This is a genomic window from Desulfuromonas sp. DDH964 (assembly GCF_001611275.1).
Lineage (GTDB): Bacteria > Desulfobacterota > Desulfuromonadia > Desulfuromonadales > DDH964 > DDH964.
Genome location: NZ_CP015080.1, coordinates 1,598,890 through 1,612,236, shown reverse-complemented (window position 1 = coordinate 1,612,236; position 13,347 = coordinate 1,598,890). Strand labels below are relative to the sequence as shown.

The 13,347-nt window shown below is 62.4% G+C and carries 9 protein-coding genes; all 9 read right to left on the bottom strand.

Annotation, left to right across the window (positions count from 1 at the left end):
• Position 1: 1 nt before the first annotated feature.
• Positions 2–958 carry a Wzz/FepE/Etk N-terminal domain-containing protein gene (locus DBW_RS07275; RefSeq protein ID WP_066726388.1) on the bottom strand — a complete coding sequence of 319 codons (957 nt, stop codon included), beginning with the start codon at positions 956–958 and terminating at the stop codon, positions 2–4.
• Between the two features lie 30 nt (positions 959–988).
• Positions 989–3,811: an SLBB domain-containing protein gene (locus DBW_RS07270; RefSeq protein WP_157471823.1), complete on the bottom strand. Its 2,823-nt coding sequence runs from the start codon at positions 3,809–3,811 to the stop codon at positions 989–991.
• Between the two features lie 372 nt (positions 3,812–4,183).
• Positions 4,184–4,939, bottom strand: coding sequence for a phosphatase PAP2 family protein (locus DBW_RS07265; protein ID WP_066726382.1), 756 nt, complete (start codon positions 4,937–4,939; stop codon positions 4,184–4,186).
• Between the two features lie 20 nt (positions 4,940–4,959).
• Positions 4,960–6,516, bottom strand: a complete 1,557-nt coding sequence (gene guaA, locus DBW_RS07260; RefSeq protein WP_066726379.1) for a glutamine-hydrolyzing GMP synthase — start codon at positions 6,514–6,516, stop codon at positions 4,960–4,962.
• 101 nt (positions 6,517–6,617) lie between these two features.
• Entirely contained in the window at positions 6,618–8,090 is a 1,473-nt protein-coding gene (guaB, locus tag DBW_RS07255) for an IMP dehydrogenase (protein ID WP_066726376.1), read from the bottom strand.
• 92 nt (positions 8,091–8,182) lie between these two features.
• Positions 8,183–9,253: a M42 family metallopeptidase gene (locus DBW_RS07250; RefSeq protein WP_442856861.1), complete on the bottom strand. Its 1,071-nt coding sequence runs from the start codon at positions 9,251–9,253 to the stop codon at positions 8,183–8,185.
• A 31-nt stretch (positions 9,254–9,284) separates the two neighbouring features.
• Positions 9,285–9,944, bottom strand: coding sequence for a histidinol phosphate phosphatase domain-containing protein (locus DBW_RS07245; protein ID WP_066726367.1), 660 nt, complete (start codon positions 9,942–9,944; stop codon positions 9,285–9,287).
• On the bottom strand, positions 9,941–11,425 hold the full coding sequence (locus tag DBW_RS07240) for a DUF4388 domain-containing protein (RefSeq protein ID WP_066726364.1): 1,485 nt from the start codon (positions 11,423–11,425) through the stop codon (positions 9,941–9,943). The genes DBW_RS07245 and DBW_RS07240 overlap by 4 nt, the downstream gene beginning before the upstream one ends.
• The gene (locus DBW_RS07235; protein WP_066726360.1) at positions 11,425–13,317 is read right to left on the bottom strand and encodes a response regulator; all 1,893 of its coding nucleotides are present in this window, start codon (positions 13,315–13,317) and stop codon (positions 11,425–11,427) included. The genes DBW_RS07240 and DBW_RS07235 overlap by 1 nt, the downstream gene beginning before the upstream one ends.
• Positions 13,318–13,347 lie beyond the last annotated feature (30 nt).

Below are 13,347 nucleotides of genomic sequence, written 5' to 3'. Positions count from 1 at the left end.
ACTAATCCACCCCTATTGGAGGAATCTCGGTATTGCGGCGATACCAATTCAATACCAGAACAAAAAGTACCGAGAACATTCCGCCTGCAACCGTCGCCAGGATACAGATGATCGCCCGTTTCGGTTTGAACTTCTTATCTGGTGCAGCGGCCTTGTCCAGGACCCGGAGGGCGAACTCCTCTTGCGTATTTGCTAGCATTGCCTTTTTCTGTTCACTGGCAATCAGGGTAAAGAGGGTTTGCCGCATATCGGCAACACTGGTGCTTTCAAGGGCCCGGTTGAGATATTTAAGATTATTTTCGCTCCGCAGAATAGCCTGTCGGCGCAAAAAATCATTCAGTCGCGACACCAGTTCATTGGCCCATTCCGCGGCCAATACCGGATCGGTCCAGGCAACAGAGACTGTCACCAGGGAGGTCTTGTCATCGAGGGAAACTTTCATGATCTCTTTGGTAAATAACCGGTAGCCATCCCAGGAATTGGGCCGCTTTTCCGGATCACTCTCTTTCCACTGGCTCTTTTTCCGATCCCAGTCATCGGCAAAGAGAACCGGCATGAGCTCCTTGTCTTTAATGAATTGATTAATAAACTCCCGGGACTTGAGAACTGCGAGGTTGGTTTCAATCGCGCCGCCGCCGGGGAGAGCGATCCCGGCCATTGCAGCAAAACCGCCGAGGTTGCCGAGAGCGGACGCCAGCCCGCCCCCTTTCACTTCCTCGCTGCCGACCGGGGCCAAAAGCACTTCGGCTTTATAGATATTGGGCAGCAATAAGGAAATGATTACCGCCAGAAGAGCCGCACAAAAGGTGATTGCAAAAACATATTTGCGACCGGCCCAAATTACCTGACAAAGTTCAAGAAGATCAATTTCATCGTCAGCAGGAGCTGGCGACCGGCCCAAATCCTGATTAATCGGCGGGCGTAGCTCGGCGGCCTGTTCGGTATGGTTACTCATCATTTACGACTTTCTGAATATTCGGGCCGGCTTTTATAAAATTCCCAGGGTCTTCATTGAAGCGACACCAACCCCAACCTGCATCAACACCTTGCTCCAATCGAGGGCGCTTTCAATGGCATAAAACCGGTCAAGTTTTTCGGGAACAACAATGACATCACCAGGATGAATTTCCCGGGACCGCCACCAGCCTTTCTGAGGATCGACTTCCCCATTGGCGCGCACCACGTAAATGCTCCCCTTGTCGGCAAAATTGGTTAATCCACCGGAACGCTGGATGTAATCGTCACGATCATCCCCTGGCCGGTAGAGCTGTGACGAGGAATTGTAAACCTGCCCGATGATATGAACTTCCTCGGGGCGTTTCGGGACACGCAGCACGTCGCCGTCCCGTAATGCCAGGTCGAATTCAGAATTGGCCAAGGCTTTGACATCAGAGAGCTGGATCACCAGACGGCCGGTCGCCTTGACCCGCTTGGCGGCCTCCAAAATCTTCTGCGCTGCAACCAACTCGGTTTGGTTACGTTGCAATGCGAGAGATTGCGGGTTTTCCCTCCCGATAGATGCCTGGGTCAGGTTGATTTCTCTCTCCAGCCGCCGTACCATTTCGTCAATCTGCTGCTGCTGATCTTGTCGAATCGATTCGCGCGTAAAAAATGCCGCATCCAGATAGGCCTCCGGCAGAAACCCTCCGGCGCGTTTAATGACGGAGGAGAGCCGCTCCCCCTCTTCGATCGGGTAGGTCCCGGGAAATTTGAATTCACCTGCCAGGGTGACACTCTCCGCTCCCCGCCAGTTGGAAAGGGTCCGCACCGTAATCACGTCATAGGGGGCCAGCAGCTGGTTGGCCTCAGCATCGCCCTGCAACGCTGCTGTCAGATCGAAAGATTCGTGGCGGGTGACGCGTTCTTCCCCGTTGACGATGTCGAAGTGGGTGATTTCCGCCTGTTTCAGATAGGCCCGGGGGGTCAAATTACCGGCAGCAAATACCAGATCAGCAACCCGCATCCCGGCGGCCAGTTCGTAGGAACCCGGGTTATTGACCTCGCCGAGGGCTCTCACCGTAAAGCGCTGCTTGGTCTCCCAGATGGAATGGACGACCAGCCGATCAGAGTCCTGCAACAATGGGTTCTGATCATTCACCCCCGCCAGGGCCGCCGCGAGAGAGTACCTGGATAAACTTACCTCCTTTGATACCGGGTCGGTCCGGTACAGTTCTGCCTCACTGGGATCAGCAGTTTTGCGAAGGCCACCACTCGACAACAGCAAATCAACCAGCCGCATGGAGCGTTTCAGCTCATAGCTGCCGGGACTCTGCACCTGACCAGAAATGGTCACCATCGGCGCCTGACGAAAATGGGACCGATGGAAGATGTACACCTTGTCTCGCGGTTGAAGTAACAGGTCTGCTTCGGCTTTGCCGTTCAGGAGATCAGCCAGACTGAACCGTACCAGTTCAGGCTCACGATTGTCGGCAGCTTCCCGCTCAATCAAAGCGTAATCAAGATAGGTTTCCGGCATCAATTGATCGGGGCCGGAAACCAGGCTTGAAAGTCGCATCCCCTCCTTCCAGGCATATTTACTGGGACGTTTGACGTTACCCACCAGAAATACGGGATTTTTTTCGTAGTCGAGGATTGAGAAAATCTTTATCAGATCGTGGTTGCGCAGTGTGGTCTGCAGTCCTGCATCCTGCAAGGCGACCTCCTGCACGGAACGGATCCCGTTCTCGCCAACCCGCTCAATCAGGGCTTTTTCACGAAAGGCCGTCGGCCGGAGCCCCCCGGCGAGAGTTAACAGATCACCCAGGCTTTTTTCAGTGCGCAGCTCGTAAATCGCCGGGCGCATTACCTCTCCGGCCACCCCGACCGTGGCTCCGACCGGCGGGACAAAGACAACATCGCCGGGAAGCAGCCGCACGTCCGCACTGGTATCACCCTTGAGCAGGAAATCATACAGGTCAATGGTGGTGACCAGTTGGCCATCCCGCTTGAGCTGGATCTTTCGAAGAGAGCCAATCTTCTTGACCCCGCCAGAGACGAACAACGCCTGCGAAAGGGTGGCCAGGCCACTGACCAAATAAGAACCGGGTTGCGAAACCTCCCCCAAAGCGAAGACACGAATCGAGCGTAACTCGCCCATGGTTATGCTAACGGAGACTCCAATCGTCTTTTCCTTGACCTGCTCGGCAATATAGGCCCGTGCCTGTGCAAAGCTCATCCCGGCAACATTCAAGGGGCCGATTTCCGGAAAGGCGATCACTCCCTCCCGGTCAACGATCATCGCTAATTGCTGGTTGGTTTTTCCGAACAGCTGCACCTTCAACTCATCGCCAGGGCCAAGGACATATTCCGCGGGAACGGGAACGTCCGTAACCGGCGCAAAGGTGGAAGGCGTCCCGGCAAATAGCTCATAGCCGAACTGCCGCAAATTCGTATCGACCTTAAGCGCCTTCGACTCTGCGACAAAGTCGGCGAAGCCGCGGCGCAATTCCAGGGCTTCGGCGGCCGCCTGCCCGGAAATCTTGGTGACCGGAGAGTCCACTGCGACCGGTTTGGCAAGTGTTAGTTTTTCATCAGCGGCGGCCGGGGCCTTGAATTCTCCTTCAATTTCTGAGTTTTCAAGGGGACGCGCCTTGACAACGGGTGGATTATTGACGGTCACCGCCCCGCCCTTTTCACCGGGCAGCTCCACACCATACTTTTTGGCCAGGGCCTCCTTTTCCGCGGGAGAGAGCTGCTCCAGCATCTGCTGCGGGGTTAAATCAGCCGCCCCGGCAACTGTCACCCCAATTGCTCCCCAACACAGGCAGAGGGCCAAAAGGCTACCAAGATAAAAAAAACAAGCTCTGGTCAAGGTGAATATCCTTTCCGAATGGAAGATTCCAGTTCCGTGCCGCCCATGGGTAGTTGCCGAAACCGGATGGAGATCAGGACAACGACCACCCCAGGCTCGGATTTTTTTTGGGGGAGAGGGCGCAAAGGATCCAAACCCTGTAAAGGCGTTACCGACCGGGCGTATTGCATTTCAGATTAAAATTTGGAGCGCTTCATTCGAAGCGGCATTTTTATCATAGCCCGCCGGCCAGATCAACAAAAAACTACTGAAAAACCAAGGGAAATAGGGAGAAACTCCAATCGCAAGCTGGTTTTCCCGGGTCCGGTTTGACCCCTCGGATTGGAAGTAGGGCGAGCTGTTTTCCTCTGGAATTTCCGGAATGAGGCGAGATTAGAACCGAGCAACCCATTGCACCCCGAGACCGGGGCCGGCCCAAGGGTAAAGGGCTGCGGAAGGACCACCCAGTTGCTGCTGCCATTTTATCGCCAGGCGCCCCGCCAGCTCGCCGATGACGGCTCCGGCGACCACATCCGACGCCCAGTGGTCGCCGGCGTAGACGCGGGAGAGGCCGACCAGGCCGGCAAGACTGTAATAGCCCCAGGATGCAGCGGGAGTGTGGGCGTGACGGGCAAAGACGGCGGCCAGGGCAAAGGCGCCGGCGGTGTGCCCGGAGGGGAAGGAGTCGGCTTCGCGCTCCAGGGAGAAGGGATGAAAGGCACCGGAGCTGGCTGAATTGTCAGGTCGCTCCCGCCCCGTCGCGGCCTTGAGGGCCAGAGTGGCCAGCTCGGCGGCAACGACCGCCGCGGTGGCCTGGCGGCCCGTCTGCACAATTTCAGTATCCTCCGTCCAGAGGCCGTAACCCCAGGTGGCACCGGCGAGCCCGAAACAGGCGACGGGATGGCCGACCAGATTGAAGCCGGAGGCGAGCTCTTCAAAAGGAGCGGCCTGGTTGTTCTCGGCCTTGCGGCTGAGATTCTCGTCCCAGAGGGAGACCACCCCGGCACCGGCCAGACCACCGAGGAGCAGCAGGGTCTCGTCGCTGCTCCAGAGCGCTGGGCGCTCCGGCGCTGCGATTTCTTCGGCCCGCAGCGGGGTCACCGCCACCAGGCTCAGCAGCAGAAACGCCGGCAACCAGCGCATCAGCATCAGCCCCCCCATGTCACGCCCTATTCCCACTCGATGGTGGCCGGCGGCTTGCTCGAGATGTCGTAGACGACCCGGTTGATCCCCTTGACCTCGTTGATGATGCGGTTACTGATCCGCGCCAGGTCCGCGTAGGGCATCGGGTACCAGCCGGCGGTCATGAAATCTTTGGTTTCGACGGCGCGCAGGGCGACGACATATTCGTAGGTGCGGCCGTCCCCCATGACGCCGACGCTCTTCACCGGCAGGAAGACGGCGAAGGCCTGGCTGATCTTGTCGTAGTGGCCGCTGCGGTAGAGTTCCTCGATGTAGATGGCGTCGGCGCGGCGCAAAATGTCGCAGTATTCCTTCTTCACCTCGCCGAGGATGCGCACCCCCAGCCCCGGACCCGGGAAGGGGTGGCGCCAGACCATCTGGTGCGGCAGGCCGAGTTCCTCGCCGATCGCCCGCACCTCGTCCTTGAAGAGCTCGCGCAGCGGCTCGAGGAGCTGGAGCTTCATATAGTCGGGGAGGCCGCCGACGTTGTGGTGGCTCTTGATGTTGTGGGCCTTGCCGGTCTTGGCCCCGGCCGACTCGATGACATCGGGGTAGATTGTCCCCTGGGCGAGCCAGTTGGCGTCGGTCAGTTTCTTCGATTCCTCCTCGAAGATATCGACAAAGAGATTGCCGATGATCTTGCGCTTCTGCTCCGGGTCGGTGACGCCGGCGAGCTTGTCCAGGAAACGCCGCTCGGCATCGACGCGGATCACCCGGACCCCGAGGTTCTTGGCGAAGGTCGCCATCACCTGGTCCCCTTCGCCGAGCCGCAGCAGGCCGTTGTCGACGAAGACGCAGGTGAGCTGATCACCGATGGCACGGTGAATCAGCGCCGCCGCCACCGAGCTGTCGACGCCGCCGGAGAGGCCGAGGATGACCCGGTCGCCGCCGACCTGGGCGCGGATGCGTTCGACCGCGTCGGCGATGATCTGCCCCGGCGTCCACTGGCCGTGGCAGGCGCAGATCTTGCGCACGAAGGTATCGATCAGCAGTTCCCCGCGCGGGGTGTGGTTGACCTCGGGGTGGAACTGGACGCCGTAGAGATTGCGCGCCACATCCTGGATGGCGCAGACCGGCGCGTTGCCGCTGCCGGCAACCACCTCGAACCCGGCCGGGACGGTGGCAACGTGGTCGCCGTGGCTCATCCAGACCGGGCTCTTGCCGTCGACGAAGAAGCCGTCGAAGAGGGGCCCGGGCTGCCCCTTGGCGAAGAGGTCGGCATGCCCGAACTCCCGCTTGCCGGCCGGCACCACCTCGCCGCCGAAGTGGCGGGAGAGGAGCTGCATGCCGTAGCAGATGCCGAGGATCGGCACCCCGAGTTCGAAGAGCGCTTCGGCCACCGCCGGCGCCCCCGCCTCGTAGACCGATTTCGGGCCGCCGGAGAGGATGATGCCTGCCGGAGCGAAGGCCTGGATCGCCGCCAGCTCCATGTCGAAGGGGTGGAGCTCGCAGTAGACGTGGGCTTCGCGCACCCGGCGGGCGATCAGCTGGGTGTACTGGGAGCCGAAGTCGAGGATCAGGATTTTTTCCTGGTGGATGTCCATTGAATTACCTGGTTAAGGGAAAGGCGAGGTCGCGGTTTTTCATAGGTCCCATGCGTCCCATAGGTCCTATAAAGACTAACAGGACCTATGAAAACCAATTGCTACCCGCTGCGCTCGACCCGGTAGTTGGGGGCCTCGTGGGTGATCGCCACGTCGTGGACGTGGGACTCGCGCAGACCGGCGTTGGTGATCCGCATGAACTGCCCCTTCTGCTGCAACTCCTTGATCGTGCGGCAGCCGGTGTAGCCCATGCCGGCGCGCAGACCGCCGAGAAGCTGGTGGATATTCTCGGAGAGGGGACCGCGGTAGGGAACGCGTCCTTCGATCCCTTCCGGGACCAGCTTGATATCGCTCTCCACGTCCCCCTGGAAGTAGCGATCCTTGCTGCCGGCCTTCATGGCGCCGAGGCTGCCCATGCCGCGGTAGGCCTTGTAGGTCCGTCCCTGGTAGAGGATCGTTTCGCCGGGTGATTCCTCGGTGCCGGCGAAGAGGGAGCCGATCATGATAATATCGGCGCCGGCGGCGACCGCCTTGGGGAGTTCGCCCGAATACTTGATGCCGCCGTCGGCGATCAGCGGGATGCCGGCTTTGCCGGTGACCTCGGCGACGCTGGCGATGGCGGTGATCTGCGGCACCCCGACCCCGGCGACGACCCGGGTGGTGCAGATCGAGCCCGGACCGATGCCGACCTTGACCGCGTCGACGCCGGCCTTGATCAGGGCCCGGGCGGCCTCGGCGGTGGCAATATTGCCGGCGATCAGTTGCAGCTCCGGGTACTGGCGGCGGCAGTCGATCACCGTGTCGATCACCCCCTGGGAGTGGCCGTGGGCGGTATCGATGATCACCACGTCGACCCCGGCGCGGACCAGGGCTTCGAGGCGCTCCTCGCGGTCCCCGCCGACGCCGACCGCCGCACCGACCCGCAGCCGGCCCATGTCGTCCTTGCAGGCGTTGGGGTACTTGCGGACCTTCTCGATGTCCTTGATGGTGATCAGCCCCTTGAGGGCGAAGTTGTCGTCGACCACCAGCAGCTTCTCGATGCGGTGCTGGTGGAGGTGCCACTTGGCTTCTTCGAGGGTCGTCCCCGGCGGCACCGTGACCAGCTTGTTCTTGGTCATGACGTTGGAGATCGGCTGCTGAAGCTGGGTTTCAAAACGGAGGTCGCGGTTGGTGAGGATACCGACCAGCTTGCCGTTCTTGGTGATCGGCACCCCGGAGATGCGGTACTTCTTCATCAGCGCCAGGGCCTCGAAGATCTTCTGGTCGGGATCCATGGTGATCGGATCGACGATCATGCCGCTCTCCGATTTTTTCACCTGGTCGACCTCCAGCGCCTGCTCGGCCGGGGTGAGGTTCTTGTGGATGATCCCCAACCCCCCTTCCCGCGCCATGCAGATCGCAGTCCGGGCCTCGGTGACGGTATCCATGGCCGCGGAGAGGAGCGGAATATTGAGGCGGATTTGGGGGGTCAGCAGGGTGGTCAGGTCGGTCTCCTTGGGGAGGACCGTGGAGTGGGCGGGGAGGAGCAGAACGTCGTCGAAGGTCAACCCTTCGCGAATTTCGGAGTCGAGCATCTATGATCTCCTTTAGCGGGCGGGAGGAGTAAAATATTTAATCGCCGACTCTATACCCGCCGGCGGAATCCCGTCAAGGGCAAATACGGGGTTCAGCGGGGGATAAAATGGTCCCGGTCGCTTATGCGCCGAACCGCCGCGGCGAGGAGCTGTACCGTTGCCTCCAGGTCGCGCAGATCGAGGACTTCCACCGGCGAGTGCATGTAGCGCAGCGGCACCTTGACCAGGGCGGTCGCCACCCCGCCACGGCAGAGCTGGATCACGTTGGCGTCGGTGCCGGTAGCTCGCGGCGCGCCCATGATCTGCACCGCGATCCCTTCCTCATTGGCGCTGGCAAGGAGCAGCTCGAAGAGGGCCGGGTTGATGTTGGCGCCGCGCGCCAGGATCGGCCCGCCGCCGAGGCGGAAGTCGCCGATCTCCTTCTTGTCGACCTCGGGATGGTCGGTGGCGAAACCGACCTCGACGACGATGGCAATGTCGGGGTCGATGCCGTAGGCGCTGGTGGTACCGCCGCGCAGGCCGATCTCTTCCTGGACCGTGGAGACGGCAAAGAGCTCGGCAGCAATCGGCCCGCGCCGCTTCACTTCCTGCAGCACCCGGGCGACGATAAAGGCGCCCATCTTGTCATCGAAGGCCCGCGAGGTGACGCGCTCCCCCTGCAGCCGCTCCAGGCCGACGGCAAAGGTCAGCGGATCGCCGACCGCCACCAGGCCTTCGGTCTCGGCACGACTGGCGCAGCCGATGTCGATAAACTGGCTCTTGAACTTGACCACGCTTTCCCGGTCCTTGGCCTCCATCAGGTGGATCGGCTTCTTGCCGACGACGCCGCGCACCGGCCCGGCGGCCCCGTGTACCAGCACGCGCTGACCGGGGACAAGGTGAGCGTCGACGCCGCCGATCGGGGCGAAGTAGAGAAAGCCCTGGTCGTCGATGTAGCTGACCATGAAGCCGATCTCGTCGCAGTGGCCGGCGAGCATCACCCGCGGGGCACCGGACTGGCTGCCGGCGAGGCGGGCGATGGCATTTCCCATCATGTCACCGCTGACCACGTCCGCCACTTCCTGCAGTTCCCGGCGCCAGATCCGCTGCGCCGGCTGTTCAAAGCCCGACGGGCTCGGCGCTTCGACAAATTCCTGAAAAAAGGCAAAATCCATGTCAGTCACAACTTCTCCTTTGCCACTCATCACTCATCACTCATCGCCCATCACCGAGGGCCTTGGTCACCAGTTCCTCGCTGTTGCGCAGGCACTGCTCGACCTGCTCCTCGCTCAGGCCGGCGCCGCGCCCGACGGCGCGCATCATTCCCGGGGAGAGGAGATCGCCGGGGGCGTGGGCGTCGTTGTCGATGACCAGCTTGGCGCCGGCGGCGAGGGCGGCCCGAGCGACATGGCCGTTGGTGAGGCTGTGCCCCTTGCGGGTGGTGATTTCGAGGCAGATGCCACGCTCCGCCGCCAGTTGCGCCAGCTCCGCCTTGAGCAGCCCGGGGTGGGCGAGGATGTCGATGTCGGCGGCAAGGGCAGCCGCGTTGGTGCCGGCGGCGACCGGCTCGACGATCGTCTCGCCGTGGCAGATGACGATCCGGGCGCCGAGACGCCGCGCCTCGCGGGCGGCCGCTGCAATCTCCCCGGGGGGGATATGGGTCAACTCGATACCAGGGAGAACCGTCAGCCCCCAGGCGGCGCCGAGGTCGGCCGCGACCCGGACCAGGCGGGGGATAATCAGGTCGAGGTTCGACAGGTCGCCGTGATCGGTCATGGCCAGGGCCCGGTAGCCGGCTACCGCCGCACGGCGGGTCAATTCGGCTGGAATCAGTTCGCCATCGCTGAACAGGGTATGGGTGTGCAGGTCGATCATGCTACCTCCTCGGGAACGGGTTCCCCGGTGAAACGGGTGGCAAAAGAGGCCAGCAGGCGACGCACCCCCTGGCGGTCGTTGCGTTGCAGCAGATAGGTCCCTGCTGCCAACGGCGGGGCAAAGACGACCCGCGCCACCGGCAGGTGCAGCGATGCTTCGAAAAAGTCGATCGCCGTCGCCATCCCGGCGGGGTCACCCAGGGCGGCCACGCCGAACAGGCGCCGCCCGAAGGCGGTCCAAAGCGGCGCGGTAGCTGCCGTCGCCGGCAGGCAGAAGAGGCGCAGCGCGAAGCTCTCGCCGATGTTAAGCCGCCCGATATCGCCGAGGCCGAGGCGGTCGGCGCCGAGCAGAAACGCGCTCTCCGGTTCGAACTCGGGGAGGCCCTGCAGCGCCTGGGTAAACTGCCGGAGCTGCTCCGGCGCGGTCGCGAGCAAGACCAGTTTGCTCGATGCCGATTCGAGCAACAGCTCGGTGTCATTGAAAAAATCCTTGGCCGCCAGCACTTCCTCGGCGGTCAGCAACGGCAGCGGTGCTTCCCCCGCCGCCGCCTGCAGCTCTTCGACCAGCCCCTTTTCGAGCAGCACCTTCAGAACCTGCAGCACCTCGAAGTCGGGGCGCGGACAATGATCGAGCAGCTCTTCCACCCGCGGGTAGTACTCGAGGAGCATCAGCACTTCCTGGGTCGTCGGCCGCAGGCCATGTGGCAGGCGCTCCCGGGGAACCTTGAGTCCGAGCATCGCCTCCGGCTGCGGCAGGGCATCGCGCTGGGCATTCTCCTCGTCGTTCTGGCGCATCCCCTCCATCAGCAGGTGGTCGAGGGGGGTGGCGATGAGAGCCTCGACCTCCGGCGGTCCGGGGACGAACCAGAAGGTGCCGTTCTCCCAGCGCAACAGCCGGAAGAAAGCTTTCTCCCCGCCGACCCGGCCAACCCGGGCATTGATCACGCACCCCTCCAGGATAAAGACTGCGGCCCGTTCCTCGCCGCGGGCGAGGTGCAGGATTCCATCCTTGCGGTTGAGCCCGAACACCTGCAGCAGGTCGACCAGGGAGATCTGGTCGAGGCTGCCGGCAACCTCCTTCTCCTGGCGGCTGACCTGTTCGGTCCGTTCGCGGCGGCCAAAGAAGGTGGCGATGGTCAGCAGCAGCTGTTCGCGGTTGAAGGGGCGCAGCAGAAACTGGTCGCGGTGGCGCTGGAATCCCTCGATCTCCTCCCCCTCATGGCCGACGAAGAAGAAGGAGAGCCCTTCCGTGCGCGGGTTGGCCCGCAGGATCTGGGCCAGCCGCGCCGCCGGCAGCAGTGGAATATCGCTGTCGACGACCAGCAGCTGCGGGAAGAGCCGCAGCGCGAGTTCGAGGGCGCGGGCGCCGTCGTTGCAGGCATGCACCTGGCACCCCTGCTGGCGAAGGGACTCGACCAACCCCTGCAGGTCGTCACGCGCGCTGGCGAGAATAACGGTTTTGGTCACGATCGGCATCGGCATCAGATCTGCGCCTGGAGCTGGTATTGCTCCTGAAGTTTGGCCAGCATGTTTTCGACGAAATAGAAATCGGCGCTGTGGAAACCGATCAGCTCATTCCCCTGGCGGCGGGCGAAGAGGGCATAGGCGTAATCCTCGTTGAGGTAGAGGAGCACCACCGTCTTGCGGAAGGCCTCGTCCTCGATGAAGATCGGTACCAGCCGTTGGCTGTCCCAGGCGACCCGGCGCCGGCCGCCCAGCAGGTAGACACTGGTTGCCGTCTTTTCGAGTTGATCGGCATGCTGCAAACTGCGCCGGATCACCTCGAAGTCGCTGCAACTGCGGTAGATGACCCCGCGGGTCCGGCTCGATTCGATCGTCTCCTGGCAGAAGGCAAGCATGATCTCCTCAAGACGCGCTTCCGGCATCCGGAAATAACAGCTGCTCTGGCCGTCCTCAAACCCGGCCAGCGCCTTGCCGACCTGCAGTCCGCCCTCCTCCCTGCCGACCCGGTAGTCGGCCGGCTGACCGAGGAGCTGGTCGACAATCGTCCAGAGCGGCTGTTCCCGCCAGCGCGAACGCTGGAACAGGCTCCCCCGCAACCGTTCCAGGCGGCGGGTGACGACATGCTGCAGCTCCTCGAAACTCGCCCCGTCAGCCGGAAAGGCGGCCGAGCGCATCAGAACCTCGATCGGGTGGCTCTTTTTCATGTCGCTGAGGTTCAGCTTGCCGCGCAGCGCCTTGCGAATCCGCTTCTGGGTCACCAGCGAACCCCAGTAGTCGGTCTCGGGGAGCATAATCAGATACTCGTCCGGCTCCGCCAGCGCCATGATATCGGCATCCCGCAGCGCGGTATTGACCGTGGCGATCATCCCCTCCAGCGCCGCGCCCAGATCCTTGTCGAGGAAGCGCTCCTGCAGTTCGGGGTAGTTGGCAACGACCAGTTTTACCAGCGCCAGGCGCCGCCCGTAACGGCGCCCCTTGTGCAGCTCCTTGGCGATGTGATCGCGGAAAAAGGCCATGGTGTAGGCTTCGCCGCGCGGCACCCGCAGGCTGTCCTGCTCCAGGCGCCGGTACTGCAGCACATTGTAGAGAGCGCTGCCGGCAAACTCGGCGACCATGTCAGCGACCTTGAGGTCACGGCGATTGAACTGGTCACGGCTGGCCGGCGCTTCGACGCGGATCAGGCCGATCGGTTCGACGCCGCTGGTGAGGGGGACCCAGAGCGAACGATCCTCATCGGCGAGGCTGGCGTTGCCGAGGGCGAAGAGTCGGCGTTGCCCGGCATCGGGCTGCAGCGTCTCTTCCTCGGCCGCCACCCGGGCGAGGCCGCGCCGGCAGCGCAGACGATAGTGCTGGCCACCGTAGGCACGCAGCCAGAGAGCGGCGCCTTCGGCCCGCAACAGCTCCATCAGGGTATCGAGGATCACATCGCCGAGGCGATCGAGGTCATGGATCTTGAGAAAGGCGAGGCAGCGCCGATAGTAGGTCAGGGTGGCGTGGAATTCGAGGTTTTCGGCGAGGAGTTTGCGGTGCTCCAGCCCCTGGCTCTGGCGGAAGAGGACCTTGTTGACGACGAGGAGGAAAGCCTCGGGGTGGATCGGTTTGAGGAGGTATTCGGAGACGCCGCGCTTCATCGCCTCCACTGCCAGCGTCACTTCCTGCTGGCCGGTTACCACCATGATCTCCTGGTCGGGGTTGAAGCGACGGATCGCCTCGGTGATCACCAGCCCGTCCATCCCCTCCATGTGCATGTCGGTGATCACCAGGTCGAATTCCTCGCTGCGCAGGCAGTCGAGGGCCTCCCGGCCGCTGGCGGCGAGACGGACGTAGTACCCCTCTCCCTTGAGCAGGTCGCGGTAGAGGGTGCGAAAAAACTCTTCGTGATCGATGGCGAGGATGCGGCCCTTGGCCATGGAAAATCCGTCGGGCTGGAGGTTCAGAGC

Bases quoted from the DNA above. Each gene is read 5' to 3' on its own strand.
- guaB (WP_066726376.1), bottom strand. From the start codon at position 8,090: ATGCTCGACTCCGAAATTCGCGAAGGGTTGACCTTCGACGACGTTCTG.
- guaA (WP_066726379.1), bottom strand. From the start codon at position 6,516: ATGGACATCCACCAGGAAAAAATCCTGATCCTCGACTTCGGCTCCCAG.
- DBW_RS07235 (WP_066726360.1), bottom strand. From the start codon at position 13,317: ATGGCCAAGGGCCGCATCCTCGCCATCGATCACGAAGAGTTTTTTCGC.
- DBW_RS07265 (WP_066726382.1), bottom strand. From the start codon at position 4,939: ATGCTGATGCGCTGGTTGCCGGCGTTTCTGCTGCTGAGCCTGGTGGCG.
- DBW_RS07245 (WP_066726367.1), bottom strand. From the start codon at position 9,944: ATGATCGACCTGCACACCCATACCCTGTTCAGCGATGGCGAACTGATT.
- DBW_RS07275 (WP_066726388.1), bottom strand. From the start codon at position 958: ATGATGAGTAACCATACCGAACAGGCCGCCGAGCTACGCCCGCCGATT.
- DBW_RS07240 (WP_066726364.1), bottom strand. From the start codon at position 11,425: ATGCCGATGCCGATCGTGACCAAAACCGTTATTCTCGCCAGCGCGCGT.